This window comes from Thalassolituus pacificus, assembly GCF_025318105.1.
Classification (GTDB): domain Bacteria; phylum Pseudomonadota; class Gammaproteobacteria; order Pseudomonadales; family Oceanobacteraceae; genus Venatoribacter; species Venatoribacter pacificus.
The window spans coordinates 420158-445838 of sequence record NZ_JAOANI010000015.1 but is presented as its reverse complement, the minus strand read 5'-3'; the positions used below and the strand labels follow the sequence as shown (position 1 = coordinate 445838).

25 protein-coding genes are annotated in these 25681 nt (G+C 59.8%); 16 read left to right on the top strand and 9 right to left on the bottom strand.

The genetic code is table 11. The annotated features are described in order from the left end of the window. The first annotated feature begins 22 nt into the window (after positions 1-22). Positions 23-256 carry a hypothetical protein gene (locus NYR02_RS09205; RefSeq protein WP_260976067.1) on the top strand — a complete coding sequence of 78 codons (234 nt, stop codon included), beginning with the start codon at positions 23-25 and terminating at the stop codon, positions 254-256. Between the two features lie 41 nt (positions 257-297). Here the strand turns inward: NYR02_RS09205 and NYR02_RS09200 are convergent, their stop codons facing one another. Next, complete coding sequence (locus NYR02_RS09200) at positions 298-1185, bottom strand: LysR family transcriptional regulator (RefSeq protein ID WP_260976066.1); 888 nt, start codon at positions 1183-1185, stop codon at positions 298-300. A gap of 113 nt (positions 1186-1298) precedes the next feature. Here NYR02_RS09200 and NYR02_RS09195 point away from each other — a divergent pair, with 113 nt between their 5' ends. The 5 genes from NYR02_RS09195 to NYR02_RS09175 are packed head-to-tail and all read left to right on the top strand — an operon-like array spanning position 1299 to position 8090. Then, entirely contained in the window at positions 1299-2936 is a 1638-nt protein-coding gene (locus NYR02_RS09195) for an NADH-quinone oxidoreductase subunit L (RefSeq protein ID WP_260976065.1), read from the top strand. Continuing rightward, complete coding sequence (locus NYR02_RS09190) at positions 2933-5365, top strand: YbcC family protein (RefSeq protein ID WP_260976064.1); 2433 nt, start codon at positions 2933-2935, stop codon at positions 5363-5365. The genes NYR02_RS09195 and NYR02_RS09190 overlap by 4 nt, the downstream gene beginning before the upstream one ends. After that, positions 5358-6293, top strand: a complete 936-nt coding sequence (gene cysD, locus NYR02_RS09185; RefSeq protein WP_260976063.1) for a sulfate adenylyltransferase subunit CysD — start codon at positions 5358-5360, stop codon at positions 6291-6293. The genes NYR02_RS09190 and cysD overlap by 8 nt, the downstream gene beginning before the upstream one ends. Continuing rightward, entirely contained in the window at positions 6293-7069 is a 777-nt protein-coding gene (locus NYR02_RS09180) for a DUF6671 family protein (protein ID WP_260976062.1), read from the top strand. The genes cysD and NYR02_RS09180 overlap by 1 nt, the downstream gene beginning before the upstream one ends. 34 nt (positions 7070-7103) lie before the next feature. Continuing rightward, entirely contained in the window at positions 7104-8090 is a 987-nt protein-coding gene (locus NYR02_RS09175) for an L-threonylcarbamoyladenylate synthase (protein ID WP_260976061.1), read from the top strand. Here NYR02_RS09175 and NYR02_RS09170 read toward each other — a convergent pair. The 6 genes from NYR02_RS09170 to NYR02_RS09145 are packed head-to-tail and all read right to left on the bottom strand — an operon-like array spanning position 8056 to position 11945. Continuing rightward, positions 8056-9423, bottom strand: coding sequence for a sensor histidine kinase (locus NYR02_RS09170; RefSeq protein ID WP_260976060.1), 1368 nt, complete (start codon positions 9421-9423; stop codon positions 8056-8058). The genes NYR02_RS09175 and NYR02_RS09170 overlap by 35 nt on opposite strands. Further along, positions 9420-10091: a response regulator transcription factor gene (locus NYR02_RS09165; protein ID WP_260976059.1), complete on the bottom strand. Its 672-nt coding sequence runs from the start codon at positions 10089-10091 to the stop codon at positions 9420-9422. Before NYR02_RS09165 ends, NYR02_RS09170 begins: the two co-directional genes overlap by 4 nt. Positions 10092-10103: 12 nt before the next feature. Beyond that, the gene (locus NYR02_RS09160) at positions 10104-10403 is read right to left on the bottom strand and encodes a PepSY domain-containing protein (protein WP_260976058.1); all 300 of its coding nucleotides are present in this window, start codon (positions 10401-10403) and stop codon (positions 10104-10106) included. Further along, positions 10357-10941: a diheme cytochrome c gene (locus NYR02_RS09155; RefSeq protein WP_260976057.1), complete on the bottom strand. Its 585-nt coding sequence runs from the start codon at positions 10939-10941 to the stop codon at positions 10357-10359. The genes NYR02_RS09160 and NYR02_RS09155 overlap by 47 nt, the downstream gene beginning before the upstream one ends. Before the next feature lie 22 nt (positions 10942-10963). Then, positions 10964-11359, bottom strand: a complete 396-nt coding sequence (locus NYR02_RS09150; protein ID WP_260976056.1) for a DUF1924 domain-containing protein — start codon at positions 11357-11359, stop codon at positions 10964-10966. After that, positions 11352-11945: a cytochrome b/b6 domain-containing protein gene (locus NYR02_RS09145; RefSeq protein ID WP_260976055.1), complete on the bottom strand. Its 594-nt coding sequence runs from the start codon at positions 11943-11945 to the stop codon at positions 11352-11354. The genes NYR02_RS09150 and NYR02_RS09145 overlap by 8 nt, the downstream gene beginning before the upstream one ends. 195 nt (positions 11946-12140) lie before the next feature. Between NYR02_RS09145 and NYR02_RS09140 the strand changes: the two genes are divergently transcribed. Further along, positions 12141-12920 carry a substrate-binding periplasmic protein gene (locus NYR02_RS09140; RefSeq protein WP_260976054.1) on the top strand — a complete coding sequence of 260 codons (780 nt, stop codon included), beginning with the start codon at positions 12141-12143 and terminating at the stop codon, positions 12918-12920. Between the two features lie 157 nt (positions 12921-13077). Here the strand turns inward: NYR02_RS09140 and NYR02_RS19445 are convergent, their stop codons facing one another. Continuing rightward, a complete protein-coding gene (locus NYR02_RS19445; RefSeq protein ID WP_270049560.1) occupies positions 13078-14514 on the bottom strand; it encodes a collagen-like domain-containing protein in 1437 nt (478 codons plus the stop codon). A gap of 21 nt (positions 14515-14535) precedes the next feature. Next, the gene (locus NYR02_RS09130; RefSeq protein WP_260976053.1) at positions 14536-14862 is read right to left on the bottom strand and encodes a hypothetical protein; all 327 of its coding nucleotides are present in this window, start codon (positions 14860-14862) and stop codon (positions 14536-14538) included. Positions 14863-15161: 299 nt separating this feature from the next. Here NYR02_RS09130 and NYR02_RS09125 point away from each other — a divergent pair, with 299 nt between their 5' ends. The 9 genes from NYR02_RS09125 (at position 15162) to NYR02_RS09085 (ending at position 25622) form a co-directional block, all read left to right on the top strand. Next, positions 15162-15554 (top strand): MerR family transcriptional regulator, encoded by a 393-nt coding sequence (locus tag NYR02_RS09125; RefSeq protein ID WP_260976052.1) that lies wholly within the window; start codon positions 15162-15164, stop codon positions 15552-15554. A gap of 63 nt (positions 15555-15617) precedes the next feature. After that, complete coding sequence (locus NYR02_RS09120; RefSeq protein ID WP_260976051.1) at positions 15618-16775, top strand: isovaleryl-CoA dehydrogenase; 1158 nt, start codon at positions 15618-15620, stop codon at positions 16773-16775. Beyond that, positions 16775-18379 (top strand): carboxyl transferase domain-containing protein, encoded by a 1605-nt coding sequence (locus NYR02_RS09115; RefSeq protein WP_260976050.1) that lies wholly within the window; start codon positions 16775-16777, stop codon positions 18377-18379. Before NYR02_RS09120 ends, NYR02_RS09115 begins: the two co-directional genes overlap by 1 nt. 30 nt (positions 18380-18409) lie before the next feature. Continuing rightward, positions 18410-19195 (top strand): enoyl-CoA hydratase-related protein, encoded by a 786-nt coding sequence (locus NYR02_RS09110; protein WP_260976049.1) that lies wholly within the window; start codon positions 18410-18412, stop codon positions 19193-19195. After that, a complete protein-coding gene (locus NYR02_RS09105) occupies positions 19188-21266 on the top strand; it encodes an acetyl/propionyl/methylcrotonyl-CoA carboxylase subunit alpha (protein ID WP_260976048.1) in 2079 nt (692 codons plus the stop codon). Before NYR02_RS09110 ends, NYR02_RS09105 begins: the two co-directional genes overlap by 8 nt. Continuing rightward, entirely contained in the window at positions 21263-22183 is a 921-nt protein-coding gene (locus NYR02_RS09100) for a hydroxymethylglutaryl-CoA lyase (protein ID WP_270049559.1), read from the top strand. The genes NYR02_RS09105 and NYR02_RS09100 overlap by 4 nt, the downstream gene beginning before the upstream one ends. Before the next feature lie 74 nt (positions 22184-22257). Continuing rightward, on the top strand, positions 22258-22710 hold the full coding sequence (locus NYR02_RS09095) for an REP-associated tyrosine transposase (protein ID WP_260976047.1): 453 nt from the start codon (positions 22258-22260) through the stop codon (positions 22708-22710). A gap of 85 nt (positions 22711-22795) precedes the next feature. Next, on the top strand, positions 22796-24850 hold the full coding sequence (locus NYR02_RS09090; protein ID WP_260976046.1) for an acetoacetate--CoA ligase: 2055 nt from the start codon (positions 22796-22798) through the stop codon (positions 24848-24850). After that, complete coding sequence (locus tag NYR02_RS09085) at positions 24843-25622, top strand: enoyl-CoA hydratase-related protein (RefSeq protein WP_260976045.1); 780 nt, start codon at positions 24843-24845, stop codon at positions 25620-25622. Before NYR02_RS09090 ends, NYR02_RS09085 begins: the two co-directional genes overlap by 8 nt. Positions 25623-25681 lie beyond the last annotated feature (59 nt).

The following is a 25681-nucleotide window of genomic DNA, read 5'->3' as shown; positions in this document are numbered from 1 at the left end:
AAGCACATTAATGGAGCGTGTTATGAGTGGCGAACAACAAGTCATCGATTTTTTACTGCAGTTGCTGGATGACGCAGCGGTACAGAATCAGGAAATGAATGGCCCGTATCTGGAAGATATTCTGTTCACCCAGTTGCTGACCCGTCTGGCGGCACGGCGCACGGAAAAAGACATTCTGCATCAGGTGCAGTACCACCTGAATTTCGAGCAGCGCAATCTCAGTAAGGATGAGTTTGTTGTTACCCGTGGCTGCTGATGTTCTGCGGCAGCCGGCCTGCCCAGTTCAGCCTGCCCAGTTCAGCTGCGCAGGCTTTGCTGCCCCAGTAACCCGGTCAGAACCGGTGAGACAAACTGACGTTTTACGCTCACCGCATAGAAGTTTTCATACACATTGGGCAGGGTCATAAACTCCTGCAGTGTGCCTTGGGCAATCTCATCTTTCACCACCACGTTGGGCAGCACAGTCAGCGCGCCGGTATCGCGCGCCAGCAGACGCAGCATCGCCATATCGTCGGCCTCTGCCTGCACGTCCGGCTCGTAATGCCAGCGACTGCAAAAGCCATCAAAGGCGCTGCGCAGTTCCGTGCCACTGGCCGGTAACACCCAGCGTCTGCCGTCATATCCCTGCGGAAATTCTGCCTCCGGCTTTTGCTCTGGCGGGCCGACCACGGCCAATGGCTGGCGGGCCAGCAATTGGCTTTGCCACAGCGTGTCCTGGCCGTCCGCGGCGACGTTACTGTTGGTCAGAATCAGGTCAAACTGGTGGTTGGCGAGGCCATTCAGTAAGTTGGCCATCCCTCGCGCATGCAGGCTGAAGCGCACTTTCGGCTGATTGATCAGCGGCGCGATAAAGCCCTCAACAAAGTTACGCGACATGGTGGATAACACACCAATACGCAGTTGCTGGTACTCCGGCTCAATGCCGTGACGCAGCAGCGATTCCAGCTCTTCACCGCGACTGAAAATATCGTTGGCATAGCCCAGCACCCGCTGACCGGTGGCGGTCAGCAGCAGACGGCGGCCGCTGCGCTCAAACAGCTGAGTGTCCATGCTCTCTTCCAGCGCGCGGATCTGTGCCGACAGCGCCGATTGCGAGACATGCAGCTGGCGCGCGGCTTCGGTCAGATTGCCCAGCGTGGCAACGCGCCAGAAATAATGCAGATGATGGTAATTAAGGCGGCTCACTTAATCGTTCTCTAAAAGTGAATGAACTGTGAGTTTATATCTATTTTACCTGTGCTAACCAGCGCCGACATACTGTACGCACACCTGATCCATGAACCAGGAGGTTGCGTACCATGAGTATTTCCTCTCTGCTGATGGCCATTGTGTTGGCGGCGATCCCGCTGACACTGATACTGGCCGCTGTTCCTGCCGGTCTGCAGACCCGGCGTTTTGCCTTTAACGATGACCAGCGCTGGCACGTTGCCTGGCGTGCGGTGCAACTCATTGCCGTGCTGACCCTGAGCGCCATTGCGCTGGCGTTGCTGTTTCCGGCCGCTGAGCGGCATTGGCTGAGCGATCATCCCCTGCGCCTGACGCTGTTGTTGCTGCTCAGTGTGATGGCACTGGTGGTGGTGAAGTTCTCACGCCGTTATCTGGCTGCTGATCCGGGCTTTGGCCGTTATCTGCGCTGGCTGTTGCTGACGCTGGCAGCGGTCGCGCTGGTGTTTATCAGCAATCACTTACTGCTGTTTGTGCTGGGCTGGATTGCCATCAGTCTGGCGCTGCATCAGTTGCTGATGTTCTACCCCGACCGTCCGCGCGCGGCGCTGGCGGCGCATAAAAAATTCCTGCTGGCGCGGCTGGCAGAAACCTCTCTGCTGGTTGCCTTTTATCTGCTGTGGCAACAACACGGCACGGCCAATATCGACACCATCCTGAGCGCTTACCAGACCCCGGCCGCCCTGAGCCTGAGTGAGCAGGTTGCCGCCGTACTGATTGCGCTGACCGCCCTGATCAAATGTGCGCAGCTGCCGGTACACGGCTGGCTGATTCAGGTGGTGGAAGCGCCGACGCCGGTATCGGCCCTGCTGCATGCCGGGGTGATTAACCTCGGTGGCTTCCTGCTGATTCTGTTCGCCCCGCTGTTTTTGCAGGTGGCTGCGGCGCAGTGGCTGGTGCTGGTGGTGGCTGGTCTGACGACGGTACTGGCAGCACTGATTATGACCACCCGCATCAGTGTGAAGGTGCGGCTGGCGTGGTCAACCAGCGCGCAGATGGGTCTGATGCTGATTGAATGTGCGCTGGGCCTGGTGGAGTTGGCGTTGCTGCATCTGCTGGCGCACTCGGCTTACAAAGCCTGGGCGTTTTTAAGTTCCGGTTCGGCGGTGCAGCAGCATGTGCAACAGTCGCTGCTGATTAGCCCGCCACCGGCGGCGCGCCATTGGTTGCTGGCTTTGTGGCCGGCCGTGGCGTTGGTGACGGCGGCCTGGTGGTTGTCGGCATTGCTGCATCCGGCAGCCCAGCCGTTCAGCGGCTGGTTGCTGCTGGCGCTGGCGCTGACCGCATGGCTTACCTACAGCATTCGTGATGGCGTCTGGCTGCGGCCGTTGCTGCTGGCGGGGGCGCTGGCTCTGGCTTACAGCGTGCTTAAAACCCTGATGATGCCTTTGACCGGCGATCTGACAGCGCTGCTGCGGCCCGGGGTGTTCAGTGCTGCGGACCTGTGGGCCGGTGCGCTGTTCCTGCTGCTGTTCGCCCTCTGGTGGTTGTTGCGCTGGCGTCCCGAGTGGCCGCCGGTGCAGCGTTTATCGGTGGCTCTGTTTGCCGGTCTGTATCTGGACGAATGGTTTACCCGCATCACCCTGCGTCTGTGGCCTGCACGTCTGCCGGTACGGGCCAATCCTAAACATAAGCCTCAACATTCTGCCGGGCAGCACGATGCTTCGGCAGTAGCGGTCACATGCCACGACAATAAGGAGCAACTGTTATGAACCTGTCAAACGTCCCGGTCGATTCCATGGCATTGCTGGCGGCGGTGGATGCCGCCGGAAAACGCATTGCGCCCACCTGGCCACTGGATCAGTTCATTGCGGTAAACCCGCTGTGGGAATTGCGCGATCAACCATTTACCGATGCCGCTGCACGCCTGGAAGCATTGGGCCGCATTCGCTGCCTGATGCCGGCCGATCACTATGCCCGTCTGTGGCAGCGCAGCCAGATCCGTGACGCCCACTTGCTGCGAGCTGCGGCCGAGCTGGGCGCGACTGACGATATCGAAGCGCTGCTGCAGACGCTGAAACAACCGGCGGCAGAAGCGCACTGGCATAACCTGTCGGACTGGCTCGACAGTACCCGTGACCGTCAGCACCAGATGGCCTGGCGCGATGAAATCACCCATCAGATCAGCCAGTTCTGTGCGGCTTTTTGCCAGCAGTCGGGGCCGCAACCCGCACGCCATTTGTATCTGAGCTGGGTTAAGCAGATCCGTGCCGACCGTGGCATTGCCATTCTGATGGGCGAGCCGGGCCTGACCAAAGCGTTCCGCGAGCTGCCGGACGATCCGCAAGCGCTGATTCTGATTGCACTGGCGGAGTTGGGTCTGAGCACGCCGGACCAGATCGAAGCGTATGCCCATGCGCTGCTGCTCGATATCAACGGCTGGGCGTCCTGGTTTGCTTATCAGCGCTGGCAGTCGCGGCTGGAGGGGGGCAGCGATGATGCCTTGCCGCAGCTGGTTGCCATTCGCCTTGGTTGGGAGCTGGCTTTGTGGCGTCACTGGCAGCTGCGCCATGAGCAGGGCGCACAACAACTGCAACAACAGTGGTACAGCCAGTTGCCGCAACTGAGTGCGCTGGTGGCACAGCAACGGCAGGCGCAGAAACCGTTGTGGGTATGGCAGCGGGCGGCAGAGATTGCCCGTCAGCAGCAGGAATTACAGATACTGGCGCAGAAGCCGCTGGCCACCTCGCCGCAGCCGAAACTGCAGGCCATTTTCTGCATTGATGTGCGTTCCGAGGTCATGCGGCGGGCGCTGGAAGCCCAGTGCCCGGATATTCAGACACTGGGGTTTGCCGGTTTCTTTGGCTTGCCGGTCGCTTATACCCCGGTAGGCACAGACCTTAACCGGCCGCAGTTGCCGGGATTGCTGGCCGCCGGTTTGCGCGTCAGCGAAGGCGGGCATGAAGCCCAGGCGCTGGGTTTTGCCAGAAGAGAACAGCAGCAGAAAGACGCGGCATGGAGTGATTTCAGCCGCGGTGCCGCCACCTCATTCAGCATGGTCGAAGCGGCCGGGCTGAGTTACGCCGCCAAACTGCTGCGTAAAACCTTTGGTCTGGAAGCCGAAGCGCATCCGGTAAACGATTGGCCGGTCACCGGCCAATGGACATTGTGGAACGGTGAACGGCCACTGACCCTGAGCGAAAAAACCGATCTGGCCGACGGCATTCTGCAAGCCATGAGCCTGAAACGGCTGGCGGGCGAAGTGCTGCTGGTCGGGCATGGCAGCCACACCACCAACAACCCGCATGCGGCGGGGCTGGATTGTGGTGCCTGCGGTGGTCAGACCGGTGCAGTCAACGTACAGGTGCTGGCACAGCTGCTGAACGATGATGGCGTGCGCAAAGCACTGGCCGACCGTGGCCGGGTTATTCCGCACAGCACCCGCTTTGTGGCGGCGCTGCATAACACCACCACCGATCATATCCACTGCTTCAGTCAGGTGACCGCCGCCGCCGGACAATGGCTCAGCGATGCCACGTTGCTGGCTCAGCGGGAGCGCGCCACGGCCCTGGGGCTGGCGCATGAGCCTTGCTTCAATCAGCCGCAAACACTGGATGCGGCGATTAGCCGGCGTGCGCTCGACTGGTCAGAGGTACGCCCTGAATGGGGGCTGGCGGGTAACAGCGCCTTTATTGTCGCGCCGCGCAGCCGTACCCGCGGGCTGAATTTCGGTGGTCGTACCTTCCTGCACGATTATATCTGGCAAGACGACGCCAGCTTCAGCGTGCTGGAACTGATTATGACCGCACCGATGGTGGTAACGCACTGGATCAATATGCAATACAACGCCTCGGTGAGCGACCCGCTGAAATACGGCAGTGGCAACAAAGTGCTGCACAACGTGGTGGGGGGTAATCTCGGCGTGTTTGAAGGTAACGGCGGTGACCTGCGCATCGGCCTGCCGCAGCAGTCGGTGCATGATGGCCAGCAATGGATGCACGAACCGCTGCGTTTGAGCGTGTACATTCAGGCACCGGCCGAGGCCATTGCCGCCATCGTCGAACGTCACGAAAACGTGCGCCAGCTGGTGGATAACGACTGGCTGTACCTGTTCCGGCTGGATGATAACGGCGTGGCTGCGCGTCTTTATCAGGGAGCATGGCTGGAAACAAAGTCAGAGCAGGAGGCAGGCCATGACTGACACCCTGGCCAGACGCATAAGCCATCTGCAACGGCTGGAGGCCGAGGCGATCCACATTATCCGTGAGGTCGTCGCGGCGTTCGATAACCCGTGCATGTTTTACTCCATCGGCAAAGACTCCACCGTCATGCTGCATCTGGCGCGCAAGGCGTTTTACCCCGGCCGGGTGCCGATGCCGCTGCTGCACGTGGATACCACCTGGGAGTTTGCCGAAATGGCGCACTTCCGTGACCGGCTGGCCGCCGAACATCAGTTGCAGATTCTGGTGCACACCAACGAAGAGGCGCTGGCCGCCGGTGTGCATCCGGTGGAATCCGGCTCGGTAAAGTACAACGACCAGATGAAAACTGTGGCGCTGAAGCAGGCGCTGGACCATTACCGCTTTGACGCCGCACTGGGCGGGGCCCGCCGTGATGAAGAAAAGTCGCGCGCCAAAGAACGGGTGTTCTCGGTGCGCAGTGAGAGCCACGGCTGGGACCCGAAAGCCCAGCGGCCGGAGCTGTGGTCGATCTACAACACCCAGATCCGCAAAGGCGAATCGGTGCGTGTGTTTCCGCTGTCAAACTGGACCGAGCTGGATATCTGGCTCTATATCCTGAAAGAAAACATCGACATCGTACCGCTCTACTTTGCCGCTGAACGGCTGAGCTGGGTGGACGACGCCAGCGGTCAGATTCTCGCCCTCGACGATGAGCGTATGCGCCCGTATCTGTCCGCGCGTGAGCTGCAATCACTGCAACCGCGCTGGATACGCTTCCGTACGCTGGGCTGTTATCCACAGACCGGTGCGGTCGAAAGCCGCGCCACCACGGTAGAAGGCATCGTCGCGGAAATGCTCACCACCCGCACCAGCGAGCGCCAGGGGCGGCTGCTGGATGCTGACCAGGCCGGTTCGATGGAAAAGAAAAAGCGTGAGGGCTATTTCTGATGCCGGTCGCCGCCCTGCTGACCCGTCATGGCAAAGGCCCGCTGCTGGCGGCTGCGCTGCGCCCGCAGGAGATTGGCGTGATCAGTATCGGCTACTGGGATACCGACCAGCTGGGCACCTTTTCCGGCGAGATCGAACGGCCCATGCCCGCGCTGGATGTGGTGCGCCTGAAAGCCATACTGGCAGCGGATCTCAGCGGTTGCGGGCTGGGTCTGGGCAGTGAAGGCAGCTTTGGTGGCGGACCATACCCCGGTCTGCTGCCCTGGCAGCAGGAACTGGTGGCTTTGTTTAACCACGACACCGGTCAGTGCGTCACTGGCGTCGCCGCCGGGCCTGCGCCACTCGGTGTGCAGACGCTGGCCGATGAGCAGGCCTTGGCTCAGTTACTCAGCCGCCATCCCGGTCAGGGCTGGATATTACGTGACGGCGACCTTACCTATAAAGGACTGACGAGCGCGGCGCAGGTTCTGGAGCGGGTATCGTCCTGGCCGCTGACGCTGGAGCCTGACTGGCGGGCGATGCACAGCCCGCTGCGCTCACAGCGCATCCGCGCCGCGGCCGACAATCTGGCACAACGGCTGGCAGCCCAGTGTCCGGCCTGTCAGCGTCCCGGTTTCTGGCCCGACGACGCTGAGGCCGGTCTGCCCTGCGCAGGCTGCGGCGCAGCGACCCATAAAATTCAGCGCCGCACGGCACACTGTGCCTGCGGCTTTACCCGGACATATCCGGTTAGCGCACAGGCCGATCCGTTCGATTGCCCGTGCTGTAACCCCTGAAAACGATGACCGACTATGAAAACGATGACCGACTATGAAAACAGAGTGGCTTGATGGCCTCAGCGACAGCGGCCTGCAACGCGCCGTGCAGTTATTACAGGCTGGCGAATGCGTGGCCGTACCGACCGAAACCGTTTACGGCCTGGCCGCCGATGCCCGTAATGCGGCGGCGGTACGCGCTATTTTTGCTGCCAAGGGACGTCCGGCCAATCATCCGCTGATTGTCCATCTGGCCAGTGCAGAACAACTGCCGCAGTGGGCGGCCAGTGTGCCGCCGCAGGCCTGGCAGCTGGCACAGGCATTCTGGCCCGGACCGCTGACGTTGCTGTTGCCTAAGGCGGCGGATGTACCTGAAGAGGTAACCGGTGGTCTGCCCAGCATTGGCCTGCGCGTCCCCGCGCATCCGCTGTTGCAGACCTTATTGCGCCAGCTCGGCAGTGGTGTGGCTGCGCCTTCGGCGAACCCGTACAAAGCGTTAAGCCCGACCTCGGCGGCGCAGGTGATGGCCGGACTGGATGGCCGTATTGCCGCGGTATTGGATGGTGGTGCCTGTGAATTCGGACTGGAATCGACCATTGTCGATCTCACTCAGCCAGATCAGGGCATCCGTATCCTGCGCGCCGGGCCGATCAGCCGCATTGCCATAGAGCAGGTGCTGGGACGGCCGGTTGAGGTACCGCAGCAGCACAACGAAGCGGTGCCGGGTAACGTGCAGGCGCATTATCAGCCGCGCACTCCGCTGCATCTGTTCAGCAGTGACGAACTGGCGGATTTCATAAAAGACGGGGTTGGCGATGACACCGGCCTGCTGCTGTGGTCACCGCGCCTGATTGGTCTGGCCTGTGGCCGTGAGCGGGCGCTGATTCTGCCGGATAATGCGCCCGCTTTTGCGCAGACGCTGTATCAGACACTGCATGAAGCCGACCAGCTGGGTTATCGCCAGCTCTGGCTGGAGCAACCACCGGGAACAGAAGACTGGCTGGCGGTTAACGACCGGCTGTCGCGGGCAGCGTCACAATAACGCACAGCCCCTGTGGCTGGTTGGCGCGCAGCTGCAGGCTGCCGCTGTAGCTGGCCACAATATCGCTGACAATTGCCAGGCCAAGACCGCTGCCCTGAACGTTGTTCTGAGCGTTGTTCTGAATCCTGTCTTCGTCGAGGCGGGTGCCGCGTTGCAGCAGCCGTTCGCGCTCGCGCTGGTCGATGCCCGGCCCCTGATCCGACACCATAATCTGCCAGTCGTTTTCATGGCTACTGATGTGCAGATCAATCTGCCCGCTGGCGTATTTGCAGGCGTTATCGAGCAGGTTACCGAGCAGCTCCAGCATATCGTCACGGTCCTGCGGCAGAACGCCGCTTTGTGGATAATGCGCCTGCAGCCGAACCTGTGGGTAAAGCTGTTGCAGCACCTGCAGCAGTGGTGGCAGGTCTTCACTCAGTTTGGTTTGCCGCCCGGGGGATGACATCCCAACAATTCTGGCGCGCTTCAGTTCGCGCTCGACCAGCTGCCGCAGGCGCTGCAGAGCTTCGCGCTGTTGTTGCTGGTGCTGTGGATCAAGCTGTTCCGCCAGCAGCTGCAGCTGTTGCAGCGGGCGTTTCATTTCGTGGGCAAGATTACCCAGCGCGTTACGCGAGCGGCTGACCCGCTGCTGCAACAGGCTGAGCAGGCGATCGATTTCTTCGGTCAGTGGCTGCACTTCCTGCGGGTAATGACCGGCGGCGGCATTCAGGCCGTCGCGCTCGCCAAAACGCAGTTCGCGCAGTTGCTGCTGTAAGGGTTCCAGCCGGGTGAAGGCGCGGCTCAGCTGGCGGCGCTGGATCAGCATTAACAGCAGCATGGCACAGATCACGAGGGCGAGGGCCGCCAGCCGGTATTGGCTGAGTTCGTTGTGCAGAGGCGCGATGTCTTCCGCCACCCACAGGGTAAAGTCGTGATTCTGTACGCGGATGCCCTGCGCCTGGCTGAGCCACTGTTCATCGAGTTGATCCCCCTGAATGCCGGGTTGCTGCCAGTGCCGGACAACGCCGCTGGCCAGCTGAATAGCGGGTGGTTCTTTATCCCACAGCGAGCGGCTGCGCAGGTCGGTGCCCTGCTGGTCGCGGATGGCAAAATAATGGCCGGAGTACACACGCTGATAGAGTGTGCCCAGACGGCTGTCATCCACCTGCCAGTGGCCCTGAGCGTCCTGTGTCAGGGCGGCAATCAGACCGTCGGCATCGTGTTGCAGACGGCTGAGCACGGTGTGGGTGGTGAGCTGGCGCACGCCATAGTCGGCCAGCCACAGCAGCGGTAACAGCAGCAGCAGTAAGGTCAGCAACCATTGCCGGCGCAGCTGTTGCTGCAGTGAAATCATGTTTGTGTGTCCGCCGCCAGCTGATAGCCCTGCCCACGGCGGGTTTCGATAAAGTCTTTGCCGAAGTACTGACGCAGGCGGTTGATGTAGACCTCAATCACGTTGCTGTCTTTCTGTTGCTCTTCTTCGTAGACGTGTTCGCTGAGGCGGGTTTTGGAATGCACATCCTGCGGGTGCTGCATCAGGTAGCGCAGCAGGCGGAATTCAATCGCGGTCAGCTCGATGGTGCGGCCATCGGCGCTGTTGGCTTGCTGGCGTTCGGTATCCAGTGTCACACCGCGCCAGCTCAGGGCGTTACTGGCCTGGCCGCCCTGCCGGCGGCCGATGGCTTCCAGCCGGGCGAGTAACTCCTGGCTGTGAAAAGGTTTGCCGAGGTAATCATCAGCACCGGCTTTGAGGCCGTCGACCCGCTCATGCCAGGCGTCACGTGCGGTCAGCACCAGTACCGGCGTGCGGTTACCGGCATTGCGCCAGCTGCGCAGCACGTCCAGACCGTTTTTACCCGGCAGGCCGAGATCAAGCACGATCAGATCCGGCTGCAACTCGTTGCCGAGAAACTCACCATCAATGCCATCGTGGCTGACCTCTACCGCGTAACCGGCTTCGCGCAGCAGCGGCTGCAGGGCATCGGTCAGTTGCTGGTCATCTTCGATCAGCAGCAGCTTCACAGCGGCCGGGCCTCAGTCGTCATCGCTTTCATCCTCCAGCCAGGCACCGCTGCGGGCGTCGATATAGGTTTCATGTCGCTGTCCGTGGCTATCGAGCCATTTGAGTTCGTACACCAGCACACCGTCTTCCCATTCCACTTCGGCATCCAGCAGTTCACCACCCAGAGGATGCCGTTGCAGAATGGCTTCCAGAGAGAGTATCTCACCCTGCTCCACCCAGGCCCTGATCTGGGTCTGGTCGGGATGTTTTCCGGCAAAGGCCGGATTAATCGTCCCAACGGCCAAAGCCAGGAATAACCACCGTATGTTCATTGAATTTCCCCTGTGCGGCATCTTTATGGCAGCTGTCGCATTGACTGAATGAACCAACCTGCGGATTGCCAGTGACCATACGCTCCGGTACTTCCCGGTGCTTACGTTTAAAGTATGGCAGTTCGGTGATGCGCTGAGGAGTGTCGTTGTAGGCGAGGCCTTTAAGGTAGCGTGTGTGATTGCTGGCGCTGTGAGCACTCAGGTAGGCCAGAATCTCTGCCTGAGCGGCGGCACTCAGCGAGGCATCGTCACCAAAGTGATTATCAAGGCTGGCCATCATCGTCTGCCAGCTGCGCGCCGGCAGCAGCTTGGCCGGATAAGGCAGATGGCAGCTGCCGCATTCTTGTTTGTATTGCTGCGCTGCGGCGGTATCTGTGCCGGGCTGTTCGCTGCGCGGCCGGTATTCGCTGTGCTCATCATCATCGTCATCCGCGAAGGATTGATTATTCAGAGTGCTCAGGCCGTAAATGCCAAGGGTCAGGGCGCTGCCCAGCAGCAGTGTGCCGGTGGCAAAACGCAGGGCGTTCAGTTTGCTCATGGTTATTCTCCGTTTTTCCGAATCAGGGCTGGCTGAGCCAGGTAATCACATCGCCTTTTTCCTGCGCACTGCACTCGCGGCCCAGCGTCCAGCGGCAGTTACGCAGGAACCACTTCTCTGTTTTGGCGGCATCGGTAAAGCGCTCCGGGTTGGCGTGCACCGTCATCGGCTCAATGAGCTTGCCGGTTTTCTGATGTTTGCCGGGCTGTGCCGGATCGCGTCCGTGGCAGCTGGCACAACTGCGCCCGTTGTTGTCCTGCAGCCACAGCGCCTCACCGGCGGCGGCTGAGAATGGCCCCGCTCCGCCAGCTTGCAGAGCCTGAAGCTGGACGCTGGCGTCGGCATAGCTGAGGCTGGTGGCGAGCAGGCTTAAGGTAAAAAGAGCCGCACTCAAGGCGCGGCGGGTCAGGTTATTCATGCTGATCTCCCTGGCCGTCAATGTCGTCAGAGCGTGCTTCTTTGCGACCGTGAATCATTGAGCGCACCAGGTTTTCGCGGTGATGCAAACTGCTGAACAGCACCCCGGCAACGTGCAGGAAGACCAGCGCCAGTGTGCTGTTGGCGAAAAATTCGTGGATTTCTTTCAGCGTGTGTTCGTCAAAAGAGGCCAGCCAGGTGCCTGCTAATGGCCCGGCGTTTTCATCCGCGCCCAGCGTTGCCATACCGAATACCACGGTGCCGGTCAGCGCTAACAGCAGGGCAACCACCATGGCACCCCCGGCCGGGTTGTGGCCGATGTAGCGGCGCGCCTTACCGGCCGGAATGGCAATCAGATAATTCCATACGCCACGCGGGGACGTCACAAAGTCGCTGAAACGTGCGTGATGGCTGCCAATCAGCCCCCATACCAGGCGAAAGGTGACCAGCGCAGCCACGCTGTAACCAGCCCAGACGTGCAGGGTTTCGAACTCGTCTTCACTCAGATAAGCGATAAAGAAAAACAGCACCAGCGACCAGTGGAAGATACGCACCAGCGGGTCCCAGACTTTGATTGTGTGTGTCATAACGACCTCTCCTCAGGATTTACACCCAGCGTAGAGCGGCCATGCTTAAACCAACCTTAAAGTCATCAACAGGCAATATGGGGCAGTGGATCATGTGGCAAAGCTGACATACCTGCCTGCGATCATCATTGGCACTCCGCGACTCTGAAAACTACCTACACTGGTCACTATCCGCACAGGCCGAAGGACTGCACCATGACACTGAAATTTCCGATGATGATTGCCTCACTGTTCAGCGTATTGCTGATGTTTCCGGCTCAGGCTGCTCCGGTTTGTCCGACGGGTGGCGTTAAGGTGGGCTGGGAGCCCTGGCTGCCCTATGCCTATGAAGAACAAGGAACTTTTACTGGTCTGGATCTGGATATGGCGACCGCCATTCTGACCCGCATGGGCTGCCCTTTTACCTTTGTGAACCGGCCCTGGAAGCGCCTGCTGACAGAAGTGGCCGCTGGTGATCTGCACCTGACCGGCGGTGCCTCACGTACCGCTGAACGCGAAGAATTTGGCTATTTCAGCACGCCATACCGTACGGAATCGGCAGTGATGATAGTGCGTAACGAGGATGCCGCAGGCTACGCCAGTATCACCTCGCTGAAGGATCTGATCGGCAAGAATTTTACCCTTGGCATTACCCGCGGTTATTACTACGGCGAAGATTATGCGGCTCTGGAAAATGATGCGGGTTTCAAAGCCCGTCTGGCCGATGCCGGTGATGATGCAACCAACTACAAAAAGCTGGCGGCGAAACGGCTGGATGGCTTTCTGGCTGACCCGTTCTCCGCCGCAGCAGGGCTGAAAAAAGAAGGCTTCAGCGGCCGTTTCAAAACCCTCATGACGGTCTACTCCGATGACATCTACTTCCTTATCAGCAAAGCCGCGACATCACCGGAGTTTGTTGCCGCTTTTGATCAGGCGCTGGCAGAACTGAAGACCAGTGGTGAATACCAGGCGATTCTGGATAAGTACCTGAACTAGGGCCTGTCGACACTAAGTAAATCCGGCCTGCTGAGAGCCAGTTTTTCTCAGAACAAGGAGAGAGGAGTGATAAATGGTGTCTGAGCTGTGCGGGCCAGGCGGCCCGCAACAGGAAACAGGCGGTCAGATGTTTGCTCTGACCGCCTGCGGGTATCCTTTATTCAAGGATGACGTGAAGTCTATCGGTGGCACCGAAATAGTTAGTATCAACACCGGTGGTTAATTTAATGATGCTCGCCACGCTGGGGGTCTGAACTCTCAGCATCGGTTCCAAATCATCTGAGGAGGTATCAGTGATGGTTACGCAATCCGGAGTTGCCTTCAGCTGACTCGGACGGATGACTGCTTTAAAGGTAAGATTCGAGGACAGAGTGGTCAGCTTTTCGTTTTTATCGATAAAGGCCAGCTGTCTTCTCAGTGAAGCGCTTGAATTTGCTTTGAACACACCAGAAATCACCGTGCCCTTACGGACATTTTTTGCAACGGTGTAGTACAGCGTGCCAGAGCAGTATGAATTGGTGAAATACAGATCGTGGCTACGGTTCACATAACCACCGCGCAGACCCAGCAGATAACCTTTACTGGAAATCAGCGTGACCTCTTCTGTGTTCATCGAAAGCAGATTCATTTCTCCGTACGGAAATTCCCTTCTAACTGTTGGGCTTTCTGCGAGAATCAGCTTTGGTACCAGGCCAAAAAAGTTCATACTGCCGGCCTCACCCTGGGCCCCCACCGGTCCCTGAATGCCTTGCGGTCCCTGTGGTCCGGTATCACCTTTTTCACCGGCAACACCCTGCGGCCCCTGGATACCTTGTGGTCCCTGGGCACCGCTATCGCCGGTCAGCCCTGCAGGTCCCTGCGGCCCTGTCTCTCCTTTGGCACCGGTGTCACCCTTCGGCCCCTGAGCGCCGGTCGCGCCTTTTTCGCCAGCCGGGCCCCGAGGACCTGTGTCACCCTGCACACCGGCGATACCCTGAATACCTTGTGGCCCCTGCGGACCGGTATCCCCTTTTTCGCCGGCCGGGCCCTGAGGACCCGTAGCACCCTGGACACCGTCAATGGTGGCACCGACCCATTCACCGTTTTCATTGATAACAGGGACTGTGGCACCGCTGCTGTTTTTGATGCTGACAGCGGATGGGGTAATCAGGCCGCTGACGTTGTCACTGATGGCGGCACGGCGGGCAAAAGGGACGGCGCTGAATGACATTCTGGGTGCCATCTCGTCGTCGCCAGCCACCATAATGCCCAGCGTCTGAGTGCTGTCTGCAAAGGCGTCCGCAGGCAGAGGGTTCTGCGGGTTGCTGCCGAGAACCACGCTATAGCGTCCTTCGCTGAAGCTGACGGTCTGAACTTCGGTCCACACCACAAGGGCACCACTGCCTGTCGGGTCTGTCCATTGTCCGCCGTTATCGACGTAGTCTGTTGAGCCGCCATTATCGGAATACAGGGTAAAGCGTACCGATTCTTCGCCGCTGAGCGGCTGCGCGTTATCGGTGTAGGTAATGGCACCGGAAAGCGTGATGGCATCCGGAATTTCTCCCCAGCTGCTGAAGCTGAGGAGTGCGCCGAGTAAGATGAGTATCCGTTTCATAATGGATTTAAATTCCCTGTATTAATGGTTGGCCTGGGTATGAGTCAGTGAGATTTCATGGGTCGACTGATAACGGGATGATGCTGCCGAGCCGGCACCGGCAAAAATCGCCAGCTGAGTGGAGTAGGTCGCGGATTGCATAACGAAAGGTGGTTCAGAGAAGCCCGGATCAATAGGGCCAGGATTTTCGGGGCCGGGATCAACAGGACCGGGGCCAACGGGGTCGGAGCCGTTATTGCCACCATTGCCTGCGTTCGTCTCCGGGGTTGTTGAGCCGCCGCCGCCACCGCCGCAGGAGATTTGCACCAGTGTCAGTGCAGCAAGTATGAATGCTTGCCAGTATTTCATGCCTCTTCCTTGTGCTGTTGGAGAATTCCAGCGCCGGATTCTATATAAGCAGGCTGTCTGTTTCCAGCCGGATGGCGGGAAGTGTGAACCAATTACTGAAAGTTTTATAAATAAGCGCCGGGGACGGCCTGCACGGAAACATGCCGCAGACCTGCTGCACATGCCTGCTGGCGCTGCCTGTTTGTTCTTTATTCGCTGTAACCTACCGCCTGCCGCTTCTGGCCCGAATTGCCCTTTGTTTTGCGATATTGGTTTACGTTAACGTAAAGGTAACTTAGCAGCCCGACAGCCCAACCCGAATGAGCCGTACTTACAGCATCCGTGACCTCGCCGACGAGTTTGATATCACCACCCGCACCATCCGTTTTTATGAGGCGGAGGGCATGCTCAACCCGCAGCGCGAAGGTCAGACCCGTATCTATACGCCACAGGACCGGGTCACGCTGAAGCTGATTCTGCGCGGTAAGCGTTTGGGCTTATCGCTGGCCGAAAGCCGCGAGCTGATTGGTATGTACCGCCCTGGACTGGAGCCGGAGGCCAACCGTCCGCAGCTGGAAAAACTGCTGGCGGTGATAGAACAGCGGCGCAGCCACCTGCGCCAGCAACTGCACGATATCGAACGCATGATGCAGGACCTGGACGACGCCGAGCTGAAAGCCAGCGAGGCACTGGCGGCACTGACAGGCGCTTAGCGCCGCCCGTTATTTCCGGCCCTGCTGACCAAGAATAAAAATACAACAGGAAGGAGCCATACGATGACCGGATTCAATTTTGGCCTGGGCGAAACGCTCGATATGCTGCGCGATCAGGTGCGCGGTTTTGCCCAGCGTGAGCTGGCGCCACTGGCTGCGGACGTTGACCGCGACAACCAGTTCCCCATGCCCATGTGGCGCAAGTTCGGTGAGCAGGGATTGCTTGGCATTACCGTCAGTGAAGAATACGGCGGTGCCGGTATGGGCTATCTGGCCCATGTCATCGCCATGGAAGAAATCAGCCGCGCCTCGGCTTCGGTCGGGCTGTCCTACGGCGCCCACTCCAACCTCTGTGTAAACCAGATTTACCGCAACGGCACGGCAGAACAGAAGGCGAAATACCTGCCGAAGCTGATCTCCGGCGAGCACATCGGTGCGCTGGCGATGAGCGAACCCAATGCCGGTTCCGACGTGGTGTCGATGAAGCTGCGCGCCGATAAAAAAGGCGATCACTATGTGCTTAACGGTACCAAGATGTGGATCACCAACGGCCCGGATGCCAACGTCTATGTGATCTACGCCAAAACCGATCTGAGCAAAGGCCCGCACGGCATGACCGCCTTTATCGTCGAGCGTGACTGGGCCGGTTTCTCACGCAGCCCGAAACTCGACAAGCTCGGCATGCGCGGCTCCAACACCTGCGAGCTGGTGTTCGATAACGTCGAAGTACCGGCGGAGAATATCCTTGGCGGCGAGAACATGGGCGTGAAAGTGCTGATGAGCGGCCTCGACTACGAACGCGTGGTGCTGTCCGGCGGCCCGACCGGCATCATGCTGGCCTGTATGGATGTGGTGCAGCCCTACATCGTTGACCGCAAACAGTTTGGCCAGAGCATCGGCGAGTTCCAGCTGGTGCAGGGCAAGCTGGCCGATATGTACACCAGCATGAACGCCAGCCGCGCCTATCTGTACGCCGTGGCGGCCGCCTGCGACCGCGGTGAAACCACGCGCAAAGACGCCGCCGGTGTGATTCTCTACTGTGCCGAAAAAGCCACGCAGATGGCGCTGGATGCGATCCAGCTGCTGGGCGGCAACGGCTATATCAACGACTTCCCCACCGGCCGCCTGCTGCGCGACGCCAAGCTGTACGAAATCGGTGCCGGCACCTCGGAAATCCGCCGTATGCTGATTGGCCGCGAACTGTTTCAGGAGCAGAGCTGATGCCGCATATCCAGTCCCGGCTCGACAGCCGCAGCCCGCAGTTTGCCGCTAACCGCGCACAGATGCAGGCGCTGGTGGCCGACCTGAAAGCCAAAGTCGCCCGCATTGCCGAAGGCGGTGGTGAGGTGGCGATGCAGCGCCATACCGCACGCGGCAAATTACCGGTGCGCGAGCGCATTCAGCTGCTGCTTGACCCCGGCAGCCCCTTTCTCGAAATCGGCCAGCTGGCGGCCCATGAGGTGTACGGCGAAGACGTACCCGCCGCCGGTGTGGTTGCCGGTATCGGCCGTATCAACGGTCAGGAATGCATGGTGGTGGGCAACGATGCCACGGTGAAAGGCGGCAGCTACTACCCGCTGACGGTGAAAAAACACCTGCGCGCGCAGACCATCGCCCAGCAGTGCAACCTGCCCTGTGTCTATCTGGTGGATTCCGGCGGCGCTAACCTGCCGCGCCAGGATGAAGTCTTCCCCGACCGTGAACACTTCGGCCGTATTTTCTTTAACCAGGCCAATATGTCGGCTGCCGGTATCGCCCAGATTGCGGTGGTGATGGGTTCCTGCACCGCCGGCGGCGCTTATGTACCGGCGATGGCCGATGAATCCATTATCGTGCGTAATCAGGCCACCATTTTTCTTGCCGGCCCGCCGCTGGTGAAGATGGCTACCGGCGAAGAAATCGGTGCCGAAGAACTGGGTGGTGGCGAGCTGCATACCGGTCAGTCCGGGGTGGCCGATCATCTGGCCGAAAACGACGAGCACGCGCTGCAGCTGGCACGCAACGCCGTCGCCAACCTGAACCGCCATAAGCCGCAAAGCACGGCGGCAGAGGTAAAAGAACCCGCCTATCCGGCCAGCGAACTGTACGGTCTGATTCCGACCGATACCCGCCAGCCCTACGATGTGCGCGAGGTCATTGCGCGGCTGGTGGACGGCTCGGAGTTTGATGAATTCAAAGCGCGCTTCGGCACCACGCTGGTGTGTGGCTTTGCCAAACTGTACGGCATGCCGGTCGGCATCGTTGCCAATAACGGCATCCTGTTTTCCGAATCGGCACAGAAAGGCACGCACTTTATCGAGCTCTGTGCACAGCGCAAAATTCCGCTGCTGTTTCTGCAGAACATCACCGGCTTTATGGTCGGCCCCAAATACGAAGCCGAAGGCATCGCCCGCCACGGTGCCAAGATGGTGATGGCAGTGGCCTGTGCCAAAGTGCCAAAGCTGACGCTGGTGATCGGCGGCAGCTTTGGCGCCGGTAACTACGGCATGTGTGGCCGCGCCTACGATCCGAACTTCCTCTTTATGTGGCCCAACGCGCGCATCTCGGTGATGGGCGGAGAACAGGCAGCCGGCGTGCTGGCGCAGGTGAAGCGCGAGCAGCTGGCGAAGAAAGGCGAGCCCTGGAGCGACGCCGACGAGAACGCCTTTAAACAACCAATCCGTGAGCTGTACGAGCAGCAGGGTCATCCGTACTACAGCTCAGCGCGGCTGTGGGACGACGGCATTATCGACCCGGCCGACAGCCGGCGCGTGCTGGGGTTGGCGTTGTCGGCCTGCCTGAATAAACCCATTGAAGAGACGCGCTTTGGCGTGTTCCGCATGTAGAGCCTGTTCGAATCAGGTAAGGAATCGACCATGTTAGAACTCGCAATTCATCAGGGCGTTGCCACGCTGAGCCTCGACCGTCCTGAACTGGGTAATGCCTTTAATGCCGAACTGATTGCCGGGCTGCGGGCGCAGTTAGCGGTGCTGGCCACGGAACCTGCGGTGCGGGTGCTGGTGCTCGCCGGTCAGGGCAAACACTTCTGCACCGGTGCCGATCTCAACTGGATGAAAGCGCAGAAAGACGCCTCCGAGGCAGAGAATCACGCCGATGCCCTGCAGCTGGCCGGTCTGCTGCAGGATCTGAATGACTTCCCCAAACCGACCATCGCCCGTGTGCAGGGCGCAGCCTTTGGTGGCGCGCTGGGGCTGATCTGCTGTTGCGATATGGCGGTGGCGGCGGACAACGCGCGCTTCTGTCTGAGCGAAGTCAAACTCGGTTTAAGCCCGGCCACCATCAGCCCTTATGTGCTGGCGGCGATGGGCGCACGTCAGGCGCGGCGTTACTTCTTAACCGCTGAACTGATCGACGCGCCAACGGCGCAGGCACTGCAGCTGGTGCATGAAGTAGTGCCGGCGGAGCAGCTGGATGAGCAGGTGCAGCGCTGGTGTCAGGCGTTGCTGGCCAATGGCCCGCAGGCGCTGGCGGCGACCAAAGCCCTGATTGCTCAGCAGAGCAGCCCGCTGACTGAGCAGCTGAAAGAACAAACATCGGCACTGATTGCCCGCCTGCGCGTCAGCGCCGAAGGCCAGGAAGGATTAAGTGCGTTTCTGCAGAAACGCGCCCCCACTTATGCACAGGAAGCCGCCCATGACTGAGCACCTGTTTAACAAGATTCTGATCGCCAACCGTGGCGAAATCGCCGTGCGTGTGATGCGTACCGCAAAAGCGCTGGGCATCCGCACCGTTGCCATTTATTCCGACGCCGACGCCAGCGCGCTGCATGTACAGCAGGCCGACGAAGCCATTGCTCTCGGTGGTGTGACCGCCGCCGAAAGCTATCTGGATATGCACAAGGTGCTGGATGCCGCACGCGCTACCGGCGCTGAAGCCATTCATCCGGGCTACGGTTTTTTAAGCGAAAACGCCGCCTTTGCCCGCGCCTGTGAAGACGCCGGCATTGCCTTTATCGGCCCATCGGCTGCCGCGATTGAAGCCATGGGCGATAAGGCCAGCGCCAAAGCCCTGCTGGCCGACAGCGGTGTGCCGCTGGTGCCCGGCTATCACGGCGATGAACAGAGCGACGAACGCCTGAGCACCGAGGCTGAACGCATCGGTTATCCGCTGTTGCTGAAAGCCAGTGCCGGTGGTGGCGGTAAGGGCATGCGTATCGTGCTCTCCGCCGCCACGCTGCACGACGATATCGCCGCTGCCCGGCGCGAAGCGCGCTCGGCCTTTGGTGATGATCGCCTGCTGATTGAGAAATACCTGATCCGTCCGCGCCATGTGGAAGTGCAGGTGTTTATGGACAGCTTCGGCAACGGCGTTTACCTGTTCGAGCGTGACTGCTCGGTGCAGCGCCGCCATCAGAAAGTGATTGAGGAAGCGCCGGCGCCGGGCATGACAGCCGCGCTGCGCCAGCGTATGGGCGAGGCCGCGCTGGCGGTGGCGCAGCGTATTCAGTATCGCGGTGCGGGCACGGTGGAGTTTCTGCTGGATGCCAATCATGAATTCTTCTTTATGGAGATGAACACCCGCCTGCAGGTTGAGCACCCGGTCACCGAGATGATTACCGGCGTCGATCTGGTGTACTGGCAGTTACGTGTGGCGGCGGGTAAAGGTCTGCCGCAGGACGTCAGCCAGCAGAGCCTGCCGATTAATGGCCACGCCATCGAGGTGCGGCTGTACGCCGAAGATCCGGACAACCATTTCCTGCCTGCTATTGGCCGCCTGAATCTGTGGCAGGCACCAGAGCTGAGTGCTTCTGTTCGCCTCGACAGCGGTGTGCAGCAGGGTGATGACGTCAGCCCTTACTACGACCCGATGCTGGCCAAGCTGATTGCCCACGGCCGTGATCGTACCGAAGCACTGCATAACCTGCGCACGGCGCTGGCTGCGCTGCAGGTCGACGGGGTAAAAACCAACCGCGATTTTCTGCTGCGTTTGCTCAGCCTGGAGGCTTTTGCCAATGCCGAACTGAGCACCGATTTTATTGAGCGTAACCAGCACGAACTGACGCAGCCTTTGCCTACCCACTGGGAACTGGCGGCGTTAACCGAGCTGCTGTTGCCGACGCTTGCCTCTCAATCTCAACCTCAGCCTCAGCAGCAAGCGCATGACCCGTGGCACGCCGATGGTTTTCAGTCGGCACTGCCTGCGCAGCGCGTGCTGCGGCTGGAAAGTGCCGTCGGTGATGTGCTGCGGGCACGGGCGCGGGCGAATGAGCAGGCGCACGGTCCGGACAGAAATCAGGGCTGGCACCTGCAGCTGGCCGATCGCAGTGTGCAGCTTCAGGGGCGTTTAGAACTTAAGAGTCAGGCCGGTGATACGCGTCTGTTACAGCTGGATGCTCGGGTAAATGGCCAGCAGCAATCACTGCCGCTGGCGCTGAGAGAACACGATCTGCTGCTGTTTTTGCCCGAAGGCAGCCAGCGCTTTGTGCGTAACCGCTGGCTGGGCGAACAGGCACAGGATGATCATGGCGGTCTGACTGCACCCATGGCCGGTCAGGTGCTGGAGGTTAAAGTACAGCCGGGCGAACAGGTTCAGGCCGGGCAGGTGCTGATGATTATGGAAGCAATGAAAATGGAGCACAGCATCCGTGCACCAGAGGCTGCGCTGGTACAGGCGGTGCTGTATCAGGCCGGTGATCAGGTGGCTGAAGGCACCGAGCTGTTGCAGCTGGAGATAACGGCAGAGGCAGAGAACGCAGCGGAGGCCGACGCATGATGCAGCGGGCACATCCGGACAGCGTGCGCATTGTCGAAGTCGGCGCGCGCGATGGCTTACAGAATGAGGCGCAGGCGCTCAGTGTTGAGCTGCGCTGCGAGCTGATTGGACGGCTGGCCGCCGCTGGCCTGCGCCATATTGAGGCTGGTAGTTTTGTCTCGCCCAAATGGGTGCCGCAGATGCAGTACAGCGACCGCGTACTGCTGCAGCTTGAGCGTCAGCCCGGCGTGCGTTATGCCGCCCTCACCCCCAATCTGCAGGGGCTGGAAGCGGCGCTGGCGGCCAACGCCTCAGAGGTTGCGGTGTTTACCGCCGCCTCCGATGCCTTCACCCAGAAGAACATTAACTGCAGCGTGGCGCAGAGCCTGGAACGTATCCGCCCGGTACTGGAACATGCGCGCACGGTTGGTCTGCCGGTGCGCGGTTATGTCTCCACCGTGATGGGCTGCCCTTATCAGGGCGAGGTGCCGGTGCAGGCGGTGGTCGATGTGGCGCAGGCGCTGCTGGATATGGGCTGCTACGAAATTTCACTGGGCGACACCATTGGCACCGGCAGCGTGCCGCAGACGCAGAATCTGATCCGTGCACTGGCACTGCATATGCCAGTGTCGCAGCTGGCGGTGCACTTTCACGATACCTATGGTCAGGCGCTGGCCAATATTTACGCCGCGCTGGAACTGGGCATTCGCACCATCGACGGCTCGGTCGCCGGACTGGGTGGCTGCCCTTATGCCGCCGGGGCATCGGGTAATGTCGCCAGCGAAGATGTGCTGCGTCTGGTCGAAGGCCTCGGCCTGCATACCGGTATCGACGCGCAGCTGCTGGCAGAAACCGGGCAGTGGATCAGCGATCAGCTGCAGCGCCCGAATGGCAGTAAAAGCGGACGGGCGCTGGTGGCGAAAGCCACGCAGAAATAGTGATGAGATGGCTGTAGGAGGGGATCTTATCCCCGGCCTGGGACAGTAATGCAGCTATATAACAGGGAATTGTTATGGCAAAGCTCTGGCAACAAACCGGCTACAGCCAGTTAAGGCGCGGGCGTTATTCCGAAAGCGGTCGAATTTATCTGGTTACTGCCGTGGCAGAAAAGCGCAGGCCTGTTTTTATGGACTGGCAGAGCGCCAGTATTGCATGCAGGACATTTACCGATGCAAAACTGCTTGGCGACGCCAGACTGCTTTGCTGGGTTTTGATGCCTGATCACGTACATTGGCTGCTGCAGCTGGAGGAGCAGACGGAGCTTGCTGTTTTGGTGGGGAAGCTGAAAGCGGTGACCAGTCGTAATATCGGCACGGCAGTCTGGCAATCCGGTTTTCATGACCGTGCCATTCGTCACGAGGAAGATGTTCTGCCTGCCGCACGCTATATCGTCGCTAATCCTCTGCGTGCCGGGTTAGTAAGGCGGGTCGGAGATTATCCCTATTGGGATGCACTGTGGATCTGAGTCAGTAATGGGTCGGGGATAAGATCCCCTCCTACAGGATTGGTACCGGTATTTGCCGTAGCCTTCGGAAGTATAAGGACAAGCAATGACAGAACAGCAACAACCCCTCTGGACGCCCTGCGCCGGACGCCGTACCGCCTCGCAGATGCAGGGCTTTATTAACTGGCTGGAGCGCACCAGTGGCCACCGCTTCAGCGACTACGATGATCTGCACTTATGGAGTACCCACGAGCGCGAAGATTTCTGGCAGGCGATCTGGGATTATTGCGATGTGATCGCCAGCCATGAGGCGACGGCGGTGCTGAGCGATGGCGATAAGATGCCCGGCGCACGCTGGTTTGAGGGCGCGCGGCTGAACTTCGCTGAAAATCTGCTGGCTCCGGCGCAGAACCCCGCGTTCCGCAATAAAGCCGCACTGGTGTTCCGCAACGAAGATCCGGCCCAGCGCCGCAGTCTGACCTACGCCGAGCTTTATGCTCAGGTGGCGCAGCTGGCGCAGGCCATGCGTGCAGCGGGTGTTGAGGCCGGTGACCGGGTGGCGGCCTTTATGCCCAATGTGCCGGAAACCGTGATTACCATGCTGGCGGCAGCGTCGATCGGTGCGCTGTTCTCCTCCTGTTCGCCGGACTTTGGTCTGCAGGGTGTGCTTGATCGTTTTGGCCAGATTCAGCCGAAACTTCTGATCGCGACTCAGGGCTATTTATACGCCGGTAAAACCATCGACTGTGGTGAGCGCGTGGCTGCGATCCGCGATGCGCTGCAATTACCGCCGCAGCAGCTGATTTCGGTGCCTTATCCGGGACTGACGCTGAGTAAACCTCAGGGCTCGGTGAGCTGGCAGGATTTTATAACCTCGTCGCAGCAGCAGTGGTCTGAGGATGACATTGAATTTGTCCAGCTGCCGTTCGATCAGCCGCTGTATATCCTCTACAGCTCCGGCACCACCGGCGTACCCAAGTGCATCGTCCATGGTGCTGGCGGTACGCTTTTGCAGCATCAGAAAGAGCTGCGTCTGCATACCGACGTACGCGCCGATGACGTGCTGTTTTACTTTACGACCTGCGGCTGGATGATGTGGAACTGGCTGGTTTCCGGACTGGCCACCGGTGCCACGCTGGTGCTGTTCGACGGCTCGCCTTTTCACCCGGCGCCCGATGTGTTGTGGAAGATGGCCGCTGAAGAAGGCATCACCATTTTCGGCACCAGCGCCAAATACCTGTCGGCGCTGGAGAAAGCCGGCATAAAACCGGCGCAGTTACATCTGCAACAACATCAGCAAGGAAAGCCGCATAAAGTGCGCACCCTGCTCTCCACCGGTTCGCCGCTGGCACACGAAAGCTTTGATTATGTGTACCGCGATATCGGCGCCGATATCGCGCTGTGTTCCATCTCCGGCGGTACCGACATCATTTCCTGCTTTGCGCTGGGTAATCCGTTGCTGCCGGTTTATCGCGGCGAACTGCAGTGCGCTGGTTTAGGCATGGCAGTCGAAATCTGGGATGACGAAGGCCGGGCGCTGGCTCCGGGCGAAAAAGGCGAACTGGTGTGTACCAGAGCCTTTCCGTCGATGCCGGTTGGCTTCTGGAATGACCCCGACGGGCAGAAATATCACGATGCCTATTTCAGCCGCTATAGCGCACAAAAGCCTGATGGCGTCTGGGCTCATGGCGATTACGCCGAACGTGTCGCGCACCATGGCAAAGACAGCGGTGAAACAGCCGGACTGGTTATTCACGGCCGCTCCGACGCGGTACTCAACCCCGGTGGAGTGCGCATCGGTACCGCCGAAATCTACCGTCAGGTCGAGCAGCTGGACGAGGTGCTGGAAAGTCTGGCCATTGGTCAGCCCTGGGCCGGTGATGTGCGCGTGGTGCTGTTTGTGGTGCTGAATAATGGCCTGACCCTGGATGATGCGCTGCGCGATAAAATCCGCAGCCAGATCCGCAGTCACTGCACGCCGCGCCATGTGCCGGCGAAGATTATTCAGGCGGCGGAGCTGCCGCGTACCATCAGCGGCAAGCTGGTGGAGCTGGCGGTGCGCAATGTGGTGCAGGGTTTGCCTGTTAACAATACCGACGCCCTGAAAAACCCGGAAGCGCTGCAACACTTCCACGATCTGGAGGAACTGCAACATGACTGACCACAGCGCACACCTGACTCTGGAATTATGCAAAGACGACAGCGGTGCCGAAAGCATCGCCCTGCTGACGCTGAACCGGCCGGATATTAAAAACGCCATTTCCGATGGCGAAGTGATCGACGCCATCGAACAGACGCTGGCTCAGGTTAACGACCGTCAGGATATTAAGGTCGCGGTATTTACCGGTGCCGGTAAAGTGTTCAGCGGTGGCGGAAATATCAAAGCGATGCAGCAGCGCAGCGGTATGTTTGCCGGCGATGCACAACAGCTGACAGCCAATTACAAAGCCTTTATTCAGCGTATTCCGCTGGCGTTTGCCCAGCTGGAAATTCCCATTATCGCCGCGGTTAATGGCCCGGCGGTGGGTGCCGGTAACGATATGGTGTGCATGTGCGATGTTGCCATTGCCAGCGAGCAGGCGACCTTTGCCGAAAGCTTTATCAAACTGGGGATTATTCCCGGCGATGGCGGCGCCTGGTTATTACCACGTCGTATCGGTATGCAGCACGCGCTGGAAATGGCGCTCACCGGCCGCACATTTTCGGCCGATGAAGCACTGCGCATGGGACTGGTCAGCCGCGTGGTACCCCATGCTCAGCTGCTGGGCAGCGCCCTTGGTCTGGCACGGCAAATGGCCACCAACGACGCCCGTTGCCTGCGGGAAATCAAGCGCCTGTTTAATGCCGCCCGCAGCCAGACCTTAGAACAGGCGCTGGATGATGCTGCGCAGATTCAGGGACAGCTGCATCATGCACCGGGATTTAAGCTGTAATAGTGGCGTTGTCTTAGTCGGTCAGGATGATTTTAATTGCGGCATGGAATGATCTTCAT